This is a genomic window from Enterobacter sp. 18A13, from assembly GCF_007035975.1.
Lineage (GTDB): Bacteria > Pseudomonadota > Gammaproteobacteria > Enterobacterales > Enterobacteriaceae > Enterobacter > Enterobacter vonholyi.
In genome coordinates this window covers 3409867-3428157 of sequence record NZ_AP019634.1, presented here as the reverse complement: position 1 = coordinate 3428157, position 18291 = coordinate 3409867, and the positions used below count along the sequence as shown (strand labels likewise).

Genomic DNA, 18291 nt, shown 5'->3' with positions numbered 1-18291 from the left:
TGCTAAAACTCGTCTTATTTTAAAAAAATGTTACCTGAATCCATAGGCAATGGCGCCATTGCTCATTATAATCCGCGCCACACCATACTCAGGTATGCAAAACAACAGAACATTGACAGAGGTTATCATGGCTATTGAACGTACTTTTTCCATCATCAAACCAAACGCGGTGGCAAAAAACGTTATTGGCAGCATCTTCGCTCGCTTTGAATCTGCAGGGTTCAAAATTGTTGGCACCAAAATGCTGCACCTGACCGTTGAGCAGGCTCGCGGCTTCTACGCTGAGCACGAAGGTCGCCCATTCTTTGACGGGCTGGTTGAGTTCATGACCTCCGGTCCAATCGTGGTCTCCGTGCTGGAAGGCGAAAACGCAGTGCAGCGTCACCGCGATCTGCTGGGCGCAACCAACCCGGACAACGCGCTGGCTGGTACTCTGCGCGCTGATTATGCAGACAGCTTCACCGAGAACGGCACCCACGGTTCTGACTCTGTTGAATCTGCTGCACGCGAAATCGCTTTCTTCTTCGCTGAAGGCGAAGTGTGTCCACGTACCCGTTAATTTAACGGTTTCGTTTACACATTATTTTCGTAAATGCCGCGTCCAGACGTGGCATCCCTGCGCCAGACTTTGTACAATGCAACGCCCCGGACGAGCAGACCGCTTTCCGGGGCGTTTCTATTCAACCCTCCATGGGCCATAACGTGTAACAACGAGGCCGGTAAATATTATGTCTGAATTAGTGAATACCTCCGAAGTCGCCATTCCTGCGGTTCCCAATAAAAATGGAAAAATCAACCTGCTGGATCTGAACCGTCAGCAGATGCGCGAGTTCTTTAAAGAGATGGGCGAAAAGCCGTTTCGTGCCGATCAGGTCATGAAGTGGATGTACCATTACTGCAGCGACAATTTTGATGACATGACTGACATCAACAAGGTCCTGCGCAACAAGCTCAAAGAAGTGGCTGAAATCCGCGCACCAGAAGTGGTGGAAGAGCAGCGCTCCGCTGATGGCACCATCAAATGGGCGATTGCGGTCGGCGATCAGCGCGTTGAAACCGTCTACATTCCGGAAGAAGACCGCGCTACGCTGTGCGTCTCCTCCCAGGTTGGCTGCGCGCTGGAGTGCAAATTCTGCTCAACCGCGCAGCAAGGCTTTAACCGTAACCTGCGCGTTTCAGAAATTATCGGCCAGGTCTGGCGTGCCGCGAAAATCGTGGGCGCGGCAAAAGTAACCGGCACGCGCCCTATCACCAACGTGGTGATGATGGGGATGGGTGAGCCGCTGCTGAACCTGACCAACGTCGTTCCGGCGATGGAAATCATGCTGGATGACTTCGGTTTTGGTCTGTCCAAGCGTCGCGTCACGCTGTCTACTTCTGGCGTTGTGCCGGCGCTGGACAAGCTTGGCGACATGATTGACGTCGCGCTGGCGATCTCCCTGCACGCGCCAAACGATGAAATTCGTGACGAAATTGTGCCGATCAACAAAAAGTACAATATCGAAACATTCCTCGCTGCGGTGCGTCGCTACCTGGAGAAATCCAACGCCAACCAGGGCCGCGTCACTATCGAGTACGTGATGCTTGACCACGTCAACGACGGTACTGAACATGCGCATCAGCTGGCTGAACTGCTGAAAGATACGCCATGCAAAATCAACCTGATCCCATGGAACCCGTTCCCGGGCGCGCCGTATGGCCGTAGCTCGAACAGCCGTATCGACCGTTTCTCCAAGGTGCTGATGGAGTATGGTTTCACCACCATCGTGCGTAAAACCCGTGGTGATGACATTGATGCCGCATGCGGACAGCTGGCGGGTGATGTTATTGACCGTACCAAACGTACCCTGCGTAAACGCATGCAGGGCGAGACGATCGCGGTTAAAGCTGTTTGATTATTATGCACTCACGGCGCATTATCTGCGCCGTGAGGCATAGTCTTATGAATAATCAGTCAGATTCGTGATGACTGAACAATAATTACGGTGCGTTTCATCCGAGTTTCGGGCAGTATGTAACGACGTAACAACAGTTTAGCCGTACGGGCAGGGCTGTACTGTCATCTCCGGGCTGACAGTCTTATACTCTCTGTTCAAGGTTAACTGACCAGAAGTTTCGCGGTGCGGGTAGCATTGTGACTCACCGGCACCTGAACCCTTATTTTTCACGTACCAGTAGTTGTAGCGAATGAATACTGAAGCCACTCACGACCAACATGAAGCACTCTCCACTGGCGTTCGTCTTCGCAACGCCCGTGAACAACTCGGACTCAGCCAGCAAGCCGTTGCGGAACGCTTGTGCCTGAAGGTTTCCACGGTTCGCGATATTGAAGAAGATAAGGCACCTGCCGATCTGGCTTCAACGTTCTTGCGCGGTTATATCCGCTCTTACGCAAAACTGGTGCATATCCCCGAAAACGAATTACTGCCAATGATGGAGAAGCAGGCGCCGGTCCGTGCAGCAAAAGTTGCGCCGATGCAGACCTTCTCTCTGGGGAAACGTCGTAAAAAACGTGATGGCTGGCTGATGAGCTTTACCTGGCTTGTGCTGTTTGTGGTGATCGGTCTGACCGGTGCATGGTGGTGGCAAAACCACAAGGCGCAGCAGGAAGAGATCACCACCATGGCCGATCAATCGTCTGCTGAACTCAACCAGGCCGGAAATGATAACGCCCAGAGCGTGCCGCTGAATACCGACGGTGCGGCGTCCTCCAGCGAACCACTGACCGCAGCGCCAGACGCGTCTGCAACCGGTGCGGCACAGGCTCCTGCAGCAACGGCTGACACCACTGCGCCGCAGGCTCAGGATCAAAACGCGGTTGTTGCCCCTTCTCAGGCAAATGTTGATACGGCGGCGAACGCGCCTGCTGCTACTCAGCCTGCAGACAATACCGCAGCGTCTCTGCCAACCAGCCCGGCGGGTACGGCGACAGCAGCCGATCCTAACGCACTGGTAATGAACTTCAGCGCCGATTGCTGGCTGGAAGTTACTGACGCGACTGGTAAAAAACTTTTCAGCGGCCTGCAGCGTAAAGATGGCACGTTAAATCTAATCGGCCAGGCTCCTTATAAACTTAAAATCGGCGCTCCGGCAGCGGTACAGATCCAGTATCAAGGAAAACCTGTCGATCTGAGCCGCTTTATCAGAACTAACCAGGTTGCACGTCTTACCGTTAATGCCGAACAATCAGCAGCACAGTAACAGACGGGCAACGCGGGAGATTTTTCATGCATAACCAGGCTCCGATTCAACGTAGAAAATCGAAACGGATTTACGTTGGGAATGTGCCAATCGGCGATGGGGCACCTATCGCCGTTCAGTCAATGACCAACACGCGCACCACCGATGTGGAAGCGACGGTCAACCAAATCAAAGCATTAGAACGTGTAGGCGCGGACATTGTTCGCGTCTCCGTCCCGACCATGGATGCCGCTGAGGCGTTCAAACTGATCAAACAGCAGGTCAGCGTTCCGCTGGTGGCGGATATTCACTTCGACTACCGCATCGCACTGAAAGTGGCCGAATACGGCGTCGATTGCCTGCGTATTAACCCGGGCAACATCGGTAACGAAGAGCGTATCCGCATGGTCGTGGACTGCGCCCGCGATAAAAATATCCCTATCCGTATTGGCGTTAACGCCGGTTCCCTGGAAAAAGACCTGCAGGAAAAATACGGCGAGCCTACGCCACAGGCGCTGCTCGAATCCGCTATGCGTCACGTCGATCATCTCGATCGTCTCAACTTCGATCGGTTCAAAGTCAGCGTAAAAGCGTCCGACGTGTTCCTGGCGGTGGAGTCTTATCGCCTGCTGGCAAAGCAGATCGACCAGCCTCTGCACCTCGGGATCACCGAAGCGGGCGGTCTGCGCAGCGGCTCGGTAAAATCCGCGATCGGTCTTGGGCTACTGCTCTCAGAAGGGATTGGTGACACCCTGCGAGTCTCGCTGGCGGCCGATCCGGTCGAAGAGATCAAGGTCGGTTTCGATATCCTGAAGTCGCTGCGTATTCGCGCGCGTGGGATCAACTTCATTGCCTGCCCAACCTGTTCACGTCAGGAGTTTGATGTGATCGGGACGGTGAATGCCCTGGAGCAACGTCTGGAAGACATTATCACCCCGATGGACGTCTCCATCATCGGCTGTGTGGTAAACGGCCCGGGTGAAGCGCTGGTGTCAACCCTGGGCGTGACCGGCGGTAACAAGAAAAGTGGTCTCTATGAAGATGGCGTTCGTAAAGATCGTCTGGATAATAGCGACATGATCGACCAGCTTGAAGCCCGCATCCGCGCCAAAGCCGCCATGATGGACGAGACACAGCGTATCAGCATCCAGCAGGTTGAAAAATAACGTGATGGGAAGCGTGCCGCTTCCCATGTATGATTGAACCCATTCTTTGGGTTTTTTTTGTATATAGAAAGAGAATAAACGTGGCAAAAAACATTCAAGCCATCCGCGGCATGAACGATTATCTGCCTGGCGAAACCGCCATCTGGCAGCGCATTGAAGGCACGCTGAAGCAGGTGCTCGGCAGCTACGGTTACAGCGAAATCCGTTTGCCGATTGTAGAGCAGACCCCGTTATTCAAACGCGCGATCGGTGAAGTCACCGACGTGGTTGAAAAAGAGATGTACACCTTTGAGGACCGCAACGGCGACAGCCTGACCCTGCGTCCGGAAGGTACGGCGGGCTGCGTACGCGCCGGCATCGAACATGGTCTTCTGTACAATCAGGAGCAGCGCCTGTGGTATATCGGCCCGATGTTCCGCCACGAACGTCCTCAGAAAGGTCGTTATCGCCAGTTCAATCAGCTGGGTGTGGAAGTCTTTGGTCTGCAGGGCCCGGACATCGACGCCGAACTGATTATGCTGACCGCCCGCTGGTGGCGCGCCCTCGGTATCGCCGATCACGTTTCCCTTGAGCTGAACTCTATCGGTTCTCTGGAAGCCCGCGCTAACTACCGCGATGCGTTGGTGGCGTTCCTGGAACAGCATAAAGAGAAGCTGGACGAAGACTGCAAACGTCGCATGTACAGCAACCCGCTGCGCGTTCTGGATTCCAAAAACGCCGATGTTCAGGCTCTGCTGAACGATGCGCCTGCGCTGGGTGACTATCTGGATGAAGAATCTCGCGAACACTTCGCGGGCCTGTGCAAGCTGCTTGAAGCGGCAGGCATCGCCTATACCGTAAACCAGCGCCTGGTACGCGGTCTGGACTACTACAACCGTACCGTGTTTGAGTGGGTGACCACGAGCCTCGGCTCTCAGGGCACCGTGTGCGCGGGCGGTCGTTATGACGGTCTGGTAGAGCAACTTGGCGGTCGCGCAGCACCTGCTGTTGGCTTCGCGATGGGTCTTGAGCGACTTGTTTTGCTGGTTCAGGCAGTTAATCCGGAATTTAAAGCAGATTCCGTTGTCGATATATACCTGGTGGCCTCAGGCGCGGAAACGCAGTCTGCGGCGATGCAGCTTGCCGAACGCGTGCGCGATGCGCTGCCGGGCGTTAAGCTGATGACCAACCATGGCGGCGGCAACTTTAAAAAACAGTTTGCTCGTGCCGATAAGTGGGGCGCAAGTATTGCACTGGTGCTGGGTGAGTCCGAAGTGGCCAACGGCGAAGTGGTGGTGAAAGACCTGCGCTCTGGTGAGCAGACAACGGTAACGCAGGACGGCGTTGCGGCGCACTTGCGCACTCTATTGGGCTAAGGAGAAGGACTGCGTGGAAATTTACGAGAACGAACACGATCAGGTCGACGCGATTAAACGCTTCTTTGCTGAAAACGGCAAAGCGCTGGTTGTTGGGGTTATTTTAGGTGTCGGTGCGCTGGTGGGCTGGCGTTACTGGAACAATCATCAGGCGGATTCCGCGCGCGGCGCGTCCCTGTTCTATGAAAATACCGTGAGCGCAATTCGTGCCGATCAGCCGCAAACGCTGACTGCGGCAGAAAAGTTTGCGGCTGACAACAAAAACACCTACGGTGCACTGGCTGCGCTGGAAGTGGCTCAGCAGTACGTTGATAAGAACGAACTGGATAAAGCCGCTGCACAGCTGTCTCAGGGCCTTGCTGCCGCCAGTGATGAAAACCTGAAAGCGGTGATCAATCTGCGCCTGGCACGTATTCAGGTTCAGCAGAAGAAAGCTGACGATGCGCTGAAAACGCTCGATACCATCAAAGGCGAAGGCTTTGCTGCCATCGTTGCCGATCTGCGCGGTGAAGCACTGCTGAGCAAAGGTGACAAAGCGGGCGCGCGTAAAGCGTGGCAAGCTGGCGTAGAGAGCAATGCTTCACCTGCGCTGAGCGAAATGATGCAGATGAAAATAAATAATTTGTCCGTCTGAGAGGGACCCGATGCAATTGCGTAAATTACTTCTGCCAGGACTGCTTTCTGTTACGTTATTGAGTGGTTGTTCACTGTTCAGTGGCGAAGAAGACGTTGTGAAAATGTCCCCACTGCCGACGGTTGAAAACCAGTTTACCCCATCCACCGCGTGGGATGTCTCCGTGGGCAATGGGATTGGTGATTTCTATTCCAACCTTCATCCAGCGTATGCAGACAGCGTTGTCTATGCCGCTGACCGCAAAGGTACCGTGAAAGCGGTGAACGCCGATGACGGGAAAGAAGTGTGGTCCGTTAACCTGGCGGAAAAAGACGGCTGGTTCTCCCGTAAGCCTGCACTGCTGTCTGGCGGTCTGACCGTTGCCGGTGGCCATGTTTACGTGGGCAGCGAAAAGGCGCAGGTGTATGCGCTGAACAGCAGCGACGGCTCCATTGCCTGGCAAACAACCGTGGCGGGTGAATCCCTCTCTCGTCCGGTGGTGAGCGACGGCCTGGTGCTGATTCATACCAGCAACGGCCAGCTGCAGGCGCTGAACGAAGCGGACGGCCTGGTGAAATGGACCGTTAACCTGGATATGCCTGCGCTCTCTCTGCGCGGCGAATCTGCCCCGGCTACCGCATTTGGTGCTGCCATTGTGGGCGGTGATAACGGTCGCGTGAGTGCCGTGCTGATGCAGCAGGGCCAGATGATCTGGCAGCAGCGTATCTCTCAGGCCACAGGCTCAACGGAAATTGACCGTCTGAGCGACGTGGATACAACGCCTGTTATCGTTAACGGTGTGGTTTACGCCCTGGCCTATAACGGCAACCTGACCGCGCTGGATCTGCGCAGCGGCCAGATCATGTGGAAACGTGAGCTGGGCTCGGTGAACGATTTCATCGTTGAGGGTAACCGTATTTATATGGTTGACCAGAACGACCGTCTGCTGGCCCTGAGCACCGAAGGCGGCGTAACGCTGTGGACGCAAAGCGACCTGCTGCACCGTCTGCTGACCGCACCGGCGCTGTACAACGGTAGCCTGGTTGTCGGCGACAGCGAAGGGTATATGCACTGGATCGATCCGGATAACGGCCGCTTTGTTGCGCAGCAAAAAGTCGACAGCTCCGGTTTCCTGACCGACCCGGTTGTGGCCGACGGCAAACTGCTGATTCAGGCAAAAGACGGCACGCTGTACGCGATCACGCGTTAATTACCCGGCGGTTGTAGTATACTAAACGGCTCCTGTTCACTCAGGAGCCGTTTTGACATTTTTAAAAACGCCGCGAAAGCGACGTTATTTTGAATTTTATGAGGCTTCAAACATGGTACCTGTGGTCGCGCTTGTCGGGCGCCCTAACGTTGGAAAATCCACTCTTTTTAACCGTTTAACACGCACCCGTGATGCGCTGGTTGCGGATTTCCCGGGGCTGACGCGTGACCGTAAGTACGGTCGTGCAGAGGTGGAAGGACGCGAGTTCATCTGTATTGATACCGGTGGTATTGACGGCACAGAAGACGGCGTGGAAACCCGCATGGCGGAACAGTCGCTGCTGGCGATTGAAGAAGCGGACGTGGTGCTGTTCATGGTGGATGCACGCGCTGGCCTGATGCCGGCGGACTCCGCAATCGCTAAACACCTGCGTTCACGCGAAAAACCAACCTTTCTGGTGGCGAACAAAACCGACGGCATCGATGCCGATCAGGCCATCGCGGATTTCTGGTCTCTGGGCCTGGGTGAAATCTATCCTATCGCGGCGTCGCATGGCCGTGGCGTTACCAGCCTGCTGGAAACCGTTCTGCTGCCGTGGGTTGACGAAGTGAACCCGCCGGAAGAGGTGGACGAAGACGCTGAATACTGGGCGCAGTTTGAAGACGCAGAAGAGGGCGAAGAAGAAGAGCCTGAAGACGACTTCAACCCGCAGGATCTGCCGATCAAGCTGGCTATCGTCGGTCGTCCAAACGTAGGTAAGTCTACGCTTACTAACCGTATTCTGGGCGAAGAGCGCGTGGTCGTTTATGACATGCCGGGGACCACCCGCGACAGCATCTACATCCCGATGCAGCGCGATGAGCGTGAATATGTTCTCATCGACACCGCCGGGGTGCGTAAGCGCGGGAAAATCACCGATGTGGTGGAGAAATTCTCCGTTATCAAAACCCTGCAGGCGATCGAAGATGCCAACGTCGTGCTGCTCGTCATCGACGCACGCGAAGGGATCTCCGATCAGGACCTCTCTCTGCTCGGCTTTATCCTTAATAGTGGGCGCTCACTGGTTATCGTGGTCAACAAATGGGATGGCCTGAGCAACGAGGTTCGTGAGCAGGTGAAAGAGACCCTCGACTTCCGTCTGGGCTTTATCGACTTTGCTCGCGTGCACTTCATCTCTGCGCTACACGGCAGCGGCGTGGGTAACCTGTTCGAATCCGTGCGCGAAGCTTACGACAGCTCCACCCGTCGTCAGAGCACCGCCATGCTGACCCGTATCATGAATATGGCTGCGGAAGACCATCAGCCGCCGCTGGTGCGCGGTCGTCGCGTGAAGCTGAAATACGCCCACGCCGGTGGTTATAACCCACCAATCGTGGTGATTCACGGCAACCAGGTGAAAGACCTGCCGGATTCCTACAAGCGCTACCTGATGAACTACTTCCGTAAATCGCTGGACGTGATGGGCACGCCTATCCGTATCCAGTTCAAGGAAGGGGAAAACCCGTTCGCCAATAAGCGCAACACCCTGACGCCAAACCAGATGCGTAAGCGTAAGCGCCTGATTAAGCACATTAAGAAAAGCAAATAAGCTTTGCTGCTCTCACGAAAGCCCGCGATGATCGCGGGCTTTTTTTTGCCCAATCATACCGCCGGTTATCTCTGTGTGAAGTCAATCACTATTCACTTTTAACCAAGTTTAAATCTAAGAAAGTAGACAATCGTCGAATTTTCATCTTAAAGTCCAGGGTCCGGTACTAGACAAAACTAGCGCCTGGTTATCAAATGGTTAACTAACTTTTCGCCGCATGTAAAAAATCGGCCAGATACGTAACTGGCCGGCGTACCTGCTGGTGTTTACAAGCACGACGACATACCTTTCGGGAGAATTATGCAATCCACTGTTAATCAAAAAGAGAGCCGAACGTTCTTCGGCCACCCGTATCCGCTCGGTTCGTTGTTCTTCACCGAGATGTGGGAGCGTTTCTCGTTTTACGGCATTCGTCCGTTACTGATCCTGTTTATGGCCGCCACAGTCTATGACGGCGGGATGGGCCTGGCGCGAGAAAACGCCTCGGCGATTGTCGGTATCTTTGCCGGTACCATGTACCTGGCCGCGCTGCCGGGCGGCTGGCTGGCGGATAACTGGCTCGGCCAGCAGAGAGCCGTCTGGTACGGTTCGATTCTGATTGCGCTTGGTCACCTGTCGATTGCGCTCTCGGCGGTGATGGGGAACAACCTGTTCTTTATCGGCCTGATGTTCATCGTGCTCGGCTCCGGGCTGTTTAAGACCTGTATCTCGGTAATGGTCGGTACCCTGTATAAAAAAGGCGACGCGCGTCGTGACGGCGGTTTCTCGCTGTTCTATATGGGTATCAACATGGGCTCGTTCATCGCGCCGCTGATTTCCGGCTGGCTGATTAAAACCCACGGCTGGCACTGGGGCTTTGGTATTGGCGGTATCGGGATGCTGGTAGCGCTGATTATCTTCCGCGTGTTTGCCGTTCCGGCCATGAAACGCTATGACGGCGAAGTTGGCCTCGACTCCACCTGGAACAGCCCGGTGGTGAAGCGTAACGGCGTGGGCGTTTGGCTGCTGGCGCTGGCGGCAGGCGTGGCAACGCTCGTGACGCTGATTGCGCAGGGCGTGATTGTGATTAACCCGGTCGCGGTAGCCAGCGTGCTGGTCTACGTGATTGCTGCATCCGTTGCCCTCTACTTTATTTATCTGTTTGTTTTTGCAGGCCTGAACCGTAAAGAGCGCGCCAGGCTGCTGGTCTGCTTTATTCTGCTGATCTCCGCGGCGTTCTTCTGGTCCGCGTTTGAACAGAAGCCAACCTCGTTCAACCTGTTTGCCAACGACTACACTAACCGCATGATCGGCGATTTCGAAATTCCGGCGGTGTGGTTCCAGTCAATCAACGCCCTGTTCATCATCCTGCTGGCACCGGTGTTCAGCTGGGCGTGGCCAAAGCTGGCGAGCATGAACATTCGTCCGAGCAGTATCACCAAGTTTGTTATCGGTATTCTGTGTGCCGCAGCGGGCTTTGGCCTGATGATGCTGGCGGCGCAGAACGTGCTGAGCAGCGGTGGGGCGGGCGTATCGCCGTTCTGGCTGGTGGGCAGCATCCTGATGCTGACGCTCGGCGAACTGTGTCTCAGCCCGATTGGCCTGGCGACCATGACGCTGCTTGCGCCCGAAAGAATGCGCGGCCAGATGATGGGGCTGTGGTTCTGTGCGAGCGCGCTGGGTAACCTGGCGGCGGGTCTGATTGGCGGCCACGTGAAGGCCGACCAGCTTGATATGCTGCCGGATCTCTTTGCGCGTTGCTCCATCGCGCTGCTGATTTGTGCAGCGGTACTGATCGTCCTCATTGTTCCGGTACGCCGCATGCTGGAAAATGCGCAGACTAAACCGGCGGCTGAAGCCTGATAAAATTCACCCTGGCGGGGCAGTTATCTTGCCCCGATAAAACCCAACAGGAGAGAATATGACGATTACCTGCCCGGATTGCCGGGCACCGCTTGAGCCTCTGAATGGGGTGGCACACTGCGAGAGCTGTAATAAGGATATTGCGCTTGAAGCCCGCTGCCCGGAGTGCCATCAGCCACTCCAGGTCTTAAAAGCCTGTGGGGCGGTGGATTATTTCTGCCAGAACGGCCACGGTCTTATCTCCAAAAAACGCGTGGAGTTCGTTCGGGCCGAAGGTTAATCGCACACGCAGCCTTCGCCTTTCTTCCACAGCTCGACCAGCGACTCGGGCGCTTCCTGCTCCGGTACCAGCACGATGATATCGGCGTAGTGCGCCTGATTTTGCCCGGTCCAGATAATCTGGATGCGGAAATAGCGCTGGTCGCCGCTGCCGGGTGAAGAGGCTTGCCCGGGCGGCTGGCCGCGCGGAAAGGCCTGCTCCAGGATGCTTACCAGGCGCTGGCGCTGGGCCTCATTGAGCGAGGAGAGCGCGATGGTGCGCTGTCCGCTCAGCTTGGGAATAAAAGCGACGCCGCCTTCCCGGGCCAGCTCAACAACGGCGTCATCCGTCAGTTCCGGAACCTGCATTTACAACACTCCCACCTGTTCCCAGGCTTGTTTAATAGCCGCCCCCACGTCGCCGCCGGAACGTTTCTCTCCGTGCGCGATCGTCAGTTTTGCGAAGGCCTCAAAATCCGCATCCTGCGCCAGATTGCGATCGCAAACCGTGTCGTACCAGGCATAACCCGCTTTTTTCCAGGCGTAGCCGCCGATCGCCGTTGCCGCCAGATAAAATGCCCGGTTGGGGATGCCGGAGTTCAAGTGCACGCCGCCGTTATCCTCACGCGTTTTGATGAAATCTTTCATGTGTGCAGGCTGCGGGTCTTTGCCGAGCAGCGGATCGTTGTAGGCGGTGCCCGGTTCAGACATCGAGCGCAGCCCTTTGCCGTTGATGCCTTTTGCCAGTAATCCCTCACCAATCAGCCAGTCCGCTTTATCGGCGGTTTGCTTCAGATGGTACTGCTTCACCAGTGATCCAAACACGTCCGACAGCGACTCGTTCAGCGCGCCGGACTGCTCAAAGTAGATAAGCCCGGCTTCGGTCTCGGTCACGCCGTGGCTCAGCTCGTGCGCCACGACGTCTATGGCGATGGTAAAGCGGTTAAATATTTCCCCGTCACCGTCGCCGAATACCATCTGCTGTCCGTTCCAGAAGGCGTTCTGATATTCCCGGCCATAGTGAACGGTACCTGTTAAAATAAGCCCTTTATTATCGAGCGAATCGCGCTGATATTCTTTCCAGAAGAAATCATGGGTTATACCTAAATACTCGTAGGCCTCATCCACCGCTATATCGCCGTTCGACGGCTGGCCTTCGTAACGCACCTGCGTACCCGGTAGTTCCTGAGTCTGCTTTGCGTCGTAAATATCACGCTCAAGCTGCCCGGCTTTATTCACGTGCGGCGCGGCGGGTTTGCCCGGCATATGGGCCATCAGCGTCTGGACATGGGTTAAGGTCTGGCGGGCACAGCGCTGCTGCGGTTCGGAACCGCTTTCGATAATACGACGAAGAATATACGGCGGAATAACGCTATTAAGATGGGTCATGCTGCTCTCCTTATTAAAAAAGGGAATAGCAGCAGTATAGTAAGTAACCGGCGAAGAATTATCCGGTTTTACGCTGACGCGTTTTTTTCACCGGTTTAATTGATTTCACTTCGCTTTCTACCCAGCCGTCTGACAGGCGCGTCGTCAGCATATCGCCTGTACTCACCTGTTTGGTTTGCTTCAGCACTTTGCCGTCCGTCGCCGTCGTCACGCTATAGCCGCGCGCCAGCGTGGAGAGGGGGCTAACCGCTTCAAGGTGGGTCACCGCATTGCCAAAGCGTTCGCGGGTGGTGCTCAGTCGCGCACGGATAGTTTCCGCCAGACGATACTCCAGCTGCTGAATTCGCGTTTGCGCGCGATAAATTTTCGGCTGCGGGTTCTGCTGGTTCAGGCGCTGGGTCGCGCGCTGCTGGCGCGATATCGCGCGCTTAAGCTGCGCGTCCACCGCAACGTTCATGCGCTGACGCAGACGTTCCAGAACGGTCTGCTGACGCGCCAGACGCAGCTGCGGGTGCTGCTGCTGTAGACGGTGGTGAAGCTGGGTAAAGCGCCGGGTCCGGTTGGCGAGGTAGTAGTCCATCGCCATCTCAAGACGCTGCTGGCCGTTCTGAATCTGACGCAGCAGCTCAAGCTGGTTGCGGCTGACCACTTCCGCCGCCGCGGACGGCGTCGGCGCGCGGAGATCCGCGACAAAATCGGCGATCGTTACGTCCGTTTCGTGGCCGACGGCGCTCACCACGGGGATCTGACTTGCAAAGATTGCCCGCGCAACGCGCTCGTCGTTAAAGCTCCACAAGTCTTCCAGCGAGCCGCCACCGCGCCCGACGATTAGGACGTCGCACTCCTGACGGGCGTTCGCCAGCTCAATGGCGCGCACAATCTGGCCCGGCGCATCGTCACCCTGCACGGCGGTCGGGTAGATGATGACGGGCAGGGAAGGGTCGCGACGCTTCAGCACGTGCAAAATATCGTGCAGTGCCGCACCGGTTTTCGAGGTGATGACCCCAACGCAGTGGGCGGGGGAGGGCAGCGTCTTTTTGTACTGCTGGTCGAACAGCCCCTCGGCAGAGAGCCGGGCTTTTAACTGTTCATACTTCTGCTGCAGCAGGCCTTCGCCCGCGGGTTGCATGCTCTCGACGATAATCTGATAGTCGCCGCGCGGCTCATACAGGGTGATATTGGCGCGAACCAGAACCTGCTGGCCGTGCTGAGGGCGAAACGTCACACGGCGGTTGCTGTTGCGGAACATCGCGCAGCGCACCTGGGCGGTGTCGTCTTTTAAGGTAAAGTACCAGTGACCGGAGGACGGCTGCGTGAAGTTAGAGATCTCACCGCTGATCCAGACCTGCCCCATTTCCTGCTCAAGCAGCAAACGCACCGTCTGATTCAGGCGGCTGACGGTATAAATTGAGGGGGATTGAGAGGATAACATGTGAGCGGGATCAAATTCTAAATCAGCAAGTTATTCAGTCGATAGTAACCTGCTGAGAGGCAATCGCAAGCTTTTTTATAAAAAAGTGTAGATGCAATCGGTTACGCTCTGTATAATGCCACGGCAATATTTAACCACCCAGGTCAGAGATATTGCCCATGCTACGTATCGCTAAAGAAGCACTGACGTTTGACGACGTCCTCCTTGTTCCCGCTCACTCCACCGTTCTGCCGAATACTGCCGACCTCAGCACGCAGTTGACGAAAACCATTCGCCTGAACATTCCTATGCTCTCTGCGGCAATGGACACCGTGACTGAAGCGCGCCTGGCTATTGCCCTGGCACAGGAAGGCGGCATTGGCTTTATCCACAAAAACATGTCCATCGAACGTCAGGCAGAAGAAGTTCGCCGCGTGAAGAAGCATGAATCCGGCATCGTGTCTGACCCACAGACCGTTCTGCCAACCACCACGCTGCACGAAGTGAAGGCCCTGACCGAGCGTAACGGCTTCGCCGGTTACCCGGTGGTGACCGAAGAGAACGAGCTGGTCGGTATTATTACCGGTCGTGACGTGCGTTTCGTGACTGACCTGAACCAGCCTGTTAGCGTGTACATGACGCCAAAAGAGCGTCTGGTCACCGTTCGCGAAGGTGAAACCCGCGATGTGGTGCTGGCAAAAATGCACGAAAAACGCGTTGAAAAAGCGCTGGTTGTTGACAGCAACTTCCACCTGCGCGGCATGATCACCGTTAAAGATTTCCAGAAAGCAGAACGTAAGCCTAACGCCTGTAAAGACGAGCATGGCCGTCTGCGCGTTGGCGCTGCGGTAGGCGCAGGTGCCGGTAACGAAGAGCGCGTTGACGCGCTGGTTGCAGCGGGCGTTGACGTCCTGCTGATTGACTCCTCTCACGGCCACTCCGAAGGCGTTCTGCAGCGTATCCGTGACACCCGTGCCAAATACCCTGACCTGCAGATCATCGGCGGTAACGTGGCGACGGGCGCAGGTGCTCGCGCGCTGGCTGACGCCGGCTGCAGCGCGGTGAAAGTGGGTATCGGCCCTGGCTCTATCTGTACTACCCGTATCGTGACCGGCGTGGGCGTTCCGCAGATCACCGCGGTGTCTGACGCGGTTGAAGCGCTGGAAGGCACCGGTATTCCGGTTATCGCTGACGGCGGTATCCGCTTCTCTGGCGACATCGCGAAAGCGATCGCAGCGGGCGCAGCTGCCGTAATGGTAGGCTCCATGCTGGCCGGTACCGAAGAATCCCCGGGTGAAATCGAACTCTACCAGGGCCGTTCTTACAAATCTTACCGCGGTATGGGCTCCCTGGGCGCGATGTCCAAAGGCTCCTCTGACCGTTACTTCCAGACCGATAACGCCGCAGACAAACTGGTGCCAGAAGGTATCGAAGGTCGCGTTGCCTATAAAGGCCGTCTGAAAGAAATTATTCACCAGCAGATGGGCGGCCTGCGCTCCTGTATGGGTCTGACCGGCTGTGGTACCATTGACCTGCTGCGTACTAAAGCGGAATTCGTACGCATCAGCGGTGCGGGTATCCAGGAGAGCCACGTTCACGACGTGACGATCACCAAAGAGTCCCCGAACTACCGTCTGGGCTCCTGATAAGTTTCCGCGCCCGGCTTCTGCCGGGCGCTCTGTTTTTGTTTCACTTGCCTCGGAATTAGCGTCAATGACGGAAAACATTCATAAACATCGCATTCTCATCCTGGACTTTGGTTCTCAGTACACTCAGCTGGTGGCGCGTCGCGTGCGTGAACTGGGCGTTTACTGTGAGCTGTGGGCGTGGGATGTCACGGAAGCACAGATTCGCGAATTCAATCCAAGCGGCATCATCCTGTCCGGCGGCCCGGAAAGTACCACCGAAGAGAACAGCCCGCGCGCGCCGCAGTACGTGTTCGAAGCTGGCGTGCCGGTATTTGGCGTCTGCTACGGTATGCAGACCATGGCAATGCAGCTGGGCGGCCACGTAGAAGGCTCCAGCGAGCGCGAGTTCGGCTATGCGCAGGTTGAAGTGGTTAACGACAGCGCGCTGCTGCGCGGTATCGAAGACTCCCTGACCGCAGACGGCAAACCGCTGCTGGACGTATGGATGAGCCACGGCGACAAAGTTACCGCCATCCCGTCTGACTTCGTGACCGTTGCCAGCACCGAAAGCTGCCCGTTTGCCATCATGGCGAACGAAGAAAAGCGCTTCTACGGCGTGCAGTTCCACCCGGAAGTGACCCACACCCGTCAGGGTATGCGCATGCTGGAGCGCTTCGTGCGCGACATCTGCCAGTGTGAAGCTCTGTGGACCCCGGCAAAAATCATCGACGACGCCGTTGAGCGTATCCGCCAGCAGGTTGGCGATGACAAAGTGATCCTCGGCCTCTCCGGCGGCGTGGACTCCTCCGTGACCGCGATGCTGCTGCACCGCGCCATCGGCAAAAACCTGACCTGCGTCTTCGTGGACAACGGTCTGCTGCGTCTGAACGAAGCCCAGCAGGTTATGGACATGTTCGGTGACCACTTCGGTCTGAACATCGTTCACGTGGAAGGCGAGCAGCGCTTCCTGGACGCGCTGAAAGGCGAGAACGATCCGGAAGCAAAACGTAAGATCATCGGCCGCGTGTTCGTGGAAGTGTTCGACGAAGAAGCGCTGAAGCTGGACGACGTGAAGTGGCTGGCGCAGGGTACCATCTACCCTGACGTGATCGAGTCTGCGGCTTCCGCCACCGGTAAAGCACACGTCATCAAATCTCACCACAACGTGGGCGGCCTGCCGAAAGAGATGAAGATGGGCCTGGTTGAACCGCTGCGCGAGCTGTTCAAAGACGAAGTGCGTAAGATCGGTCTGGAACTGGGTCTGCCGTACGACATGCTCTACCGTCACCCGTTCCCGGGCCCGGGTCTGGGCGTGCGCGTGCTGGGTGAAGTGAAGAAAGAGTACTGCGACCTGCTGCGTCGCGCGGACGCTATCTTCATCGAAGAGCTGCACAAAGCTGACCTGTACAACAAGGTAAGCCAGGCGTTCACCGTGTTCCTGCCGGTTCGCTCCGTCGGCGTGATGGGCGATGGCCGTAAGTACGACTGGGTTGTTTCCCTGCGTGCGGTGGAAACCATTGACTTCATGACCGCGCACTGGGCGCATCTGCCGTATGACTTCTTAGGCCGCGTGTCTAACCGCATAATCAACGAAGTGAACGGTATTTCCCGCGTGGTGTATGACATCAGCGGTAAACCACCGGCTACGATTGAGTGGGAATAATGTCCCTCTGAATTAACCCAAAACCCTCTGCCTGTGCAGGGGGTTTTTTTATTGCCTTACTTCCCCTCTCCCAGCCGATACGCCAGCGCCACCACCAGCGACTGCACCAGGCACAGCGTCGCCGACTGCGAGCGAAACGCATCCACCTGAGCCTCCTTCACCACAAAGCAGAGATCGCTGAACGTCGCCAGCGGGCTAATCTGGCTGTCCGTAATCACGATCTGCCGTGCGCCGACGCTGGCGGCGGTTTCGCTGACCATCACCGTCTCTTCCGCGTACGGCGAGAAGCTGATCGACACCACGATGTCGCGCGCCTTAATGCGGCTGATCTGCTCGCGCAGCATGCCGCCCATACCGTCGAGCAGGATAGGGCGGCACTCCAGATGGCTTAGAGCGTAGGTGAGGTAGGCCGCGACGCTAAAGGAGCGGCGCAGTCCGGCGATGTAGATGGTGTCGGCGTCGGCCAATAGCTGCACCGCGCGCTCCAGCATTTCCGGTTCGGCGCGGGCGGCCAGCTGCTGCAGCGCCTGGGCGTTCGAGCGGGCAAACTCCTGCAGGATATCGAGCGGCGTTTCCGGCACGGCCTCGCTCTCCATCTCGCGGAACAGCCGGGCGCGGTCGCTGTAGCTGGCGGTCTCCTCCACCAGGTTCATACGAAACAGCTGTTTCATTTCGTTGAAGCCGGTGAAGTCAAAGGCGTTGGCAAAGCGGATCAGCGTCGAGGGCGGCACGTCGGCGCGCTCGGCAATAACGGCAACCGTATCAAAGGCCACGCTGTTGGTGTTATCCAGCACGTAGCGGGAGACCTGCTGCAGCCTCTTGCTCAGGCTATCGTAGCGATCGCGGATTTGCTGCTGCAGTTCGTTCAGGCTGGTTGCTGTCGTCATCTTTTCCCCCAAATACAGTCATATGATTCTAAACGCAAAACCGCGTCTTTTAAATGTCGGCCATCCATCTGGCAGCAAAAATGAAACAGAAGCTTCAGTCA

Annotated in this window: 16 protein-coding genes; 12 read left to right on the top strand and 4 right to left on the bottom strand. The window is 56.5% G+C overall.

Features of this window, described 5'->3' with window-relative positions; genetic code table 11:
- Nucleotides 1-127: 127 nt before the first annotated feature.
- From ndk to FOY93_RS16455, 10 genes are all read left to right on the top strand, one after another.
- Entirely contained in the window at nucleotides 128-559 is a 432-nt protein-coding gene (gene ndk, locus FOY93_RS16500; RefSeq protein WP_003860625.1) for a nucleoside-diphosphate kinase, read from the top strand.
- Nucleotides 560-728: 169 nt separating this feature from the next.
- The gene (rlmN, locus tag FOY93_RS16495) at nucleotides 729-1895 is read left to right on the top strand and encodes a dual-specificity RNA methyltransferase RlmN (protein ID WP_014171168.1); all 1167 of its coding nucleotides are present in this window, start codon (nucleotides 729-731) and stop codon (nucleotides 1893-1895) included.
- 292 nt (nucleotides 1896-2187) lie between these two features.
- Entirely contained in the window at nucleotides 2188-3201 is a 1014-nt protein-coding gene (rodZ, locus tag FOY93_RS16490) for a cytoskeleton protein RodZ (RefSeq protein ID WP_133294916.1), read from the top strand.
- 26 nt (nucleotides 3202-3227) lie between these two features.
- Nucleotides 3228-4346 (top strand): flavodoxin-dependent (E)-4-hydroxy-3-methylbut-2-enyl-diphosphate synthase, encoded by a 1119-nt coding sequence (gene ispG, locus FOY93_RS16485; protein WP_133294915.1) that lies wholly within the window; start codon nucleotides 3228-3230, stop codon nucleotides 4344-4346.
- Nucleotides 4347-4426: 80 nt separating this feature from the next.
- On the top strand, nucleotides 4427-5701 hold the full coding sequence (gene hisS, locus FOY93_RS16480) for a histidine--tRNA ligase (RefSeq protein ID WP_032622984.1): 1275 nt from the start codon (nucleotides 4427-4429) through the stop codon (nucleotides 5699-5701).
- A gap of 13 nt (nucleotides 5702-5714) precedes the next feature.
- Nucleotides 5715-6335, top strand: a complete 621-nt coding sequence (locus tag FOY93_RS16475; protein ID WP_136195557.1) for a YfgM family protein — start codon at nucleotides 5715-5717, stop codon at nucleotides 6333-6335.
- A gap of 10 nt (nucleotides 6336-6345) precedes the next feature.
- The gene (bamB, locus tag FOY93_RS16470) at nucleotides 6346-7524 is read left to right on the top strand and encodes an outer membrane protein assembly factor BamB (RefSeq protein WP_008502135.1); all 1179 of its coding nucleotides are present in this window, start codon (nucleotides 6346-6348) and stop codon (nucleotides 7522-7524) included.
- A 112-nt stretch (nucleotides 7525-7636) separates the two neighbouring features.
- Nucleotides 7637-9112 (top strand): ribosome biogenesis GTPase Der, encoded by a 1476-nt coding sequence (gene der, locus FOY93_RS16465; RefSeq protein WP_127731952.1) that lies wholly within the window; start codon nucleotides 7637-7639, stop codon nucleotides 9110-9112.
- Nucleotides 9113-9412: 300 nt separating this feature from the next.
- Nucleotides 9413-10954 (top strand): peptide MFS transporter, encoded by a 1542-nt coding sequence (locus tag FOY93_RS16460; protein ID WP_133294913.1) that lies wholly within the window; start codon nucleotides 9413-9415, stop codon nucleotides 10952-10954.
- A gap of 58 nt (nucleotides 10955-11012) precedes the next feature.
- Nucleotides 11013-11234, top strand: a complete 222-nt coding sequence (locus FOY93_RS16455; protein ID WP_115875994.1) for a zinc ribbon domain-containing protein — start codon at nucleotides 11013-11015, stop codon at nucleotides 11232-11234.
- Here FOY93_RS16455 and FOY93_RS16450 read toward each other — a convergent pair.
- Genes FOY93_RS16450 through xseA form a run of 3 tightly spaced genes read right to left on the bottom strand, consistent with a single transcriptional unit; the run spans nucleotide 11231 to nucleotide 14033 of the window.
- On the bottom strand, nucleotides 11231-11581 hold the full coding sequence (locus FOY93_RS16450; protein ID WP_024908659.1) for a protealysin inhibitor emfourin: 351 nt from the start codon (nucleotides 11579-11581) through the stop codon (nucleotides 11231-11233). The genes FOY93_RS16455 and FOY93_RS16450 overlap by 4 nt on opposite strands.
- A complete protein-coding gene (locus FOY93_RS16445) occupies nucleotides 11582-12601 on the bottom strand; it encodes a M4 family metallopeptidase (protein ID WP_111965157.1) in 1020 nt (339 codons plus the stop codon). It abuts the gene before it with no gap.
- Between the two features lie 58 nt (nucleotides 12602-12659).
- On the bottom strand, nucleotides 12660-14033 hold the full coding sequence (xseA, locus tag FOY93_RS16440; RefSeq protein ID WP_143345396.1) for an exodeoxyribonuclease VII large subunit: 1374 nt from the start codon (nucleotides 14031-14033) through the stop codon (nucleotides 12660-12662).
- Between the two features lie 158 nt (nucleotides 14034-14191).
- On the opposite strand from xseA, the gene guaB reads away from it, so the two are divergent.
- Nucleotides 14192-15658, top strand: a complete 1467-nt coding sequence (gene guaB, locus FOY93_RS16435) for an IMP dehydrogenase (protein ID WP_008502128.1) — start codon at nucleotides 14192-14194, stop codon at nucleotides 15656-15658.
- Nucleotides 15659-15725: 67 nt separating this feature from the next.
- Nucleotides 15726-17303 carry a glutamine-hydrolyzing GMP synthase gene (gene guaA / locus FOY93_RS16430; RefSeq protein WP_143345395.1) on the top strand — a complete coding sequence of 526 codons (1578 nt, stop codon included), beginning with the start codon at nucleotides 15726-15728 and terminating at the stop codon, nucleotides 17301-17303.
- Nucleotides 17304-17359: 56 nt separating this feature from the next.
- Here guaA and FOY93_RS16425 read toward each other — a convergent pair whose 3' ends face one another.
- Nucleotides 17360-18190, bottom strand: coding sequence for a MurR/RpiR family transcriptional regulator (locus tag FOY93_RS16425; protein WP_008502123.1), 831 nt, complete (start codon nucleotides 18188-18190; stop codon nucleotides 17360-17362).
- Between the last annotated feature and the right edge of the window lie 101 nt (nucleotides 18191-18291).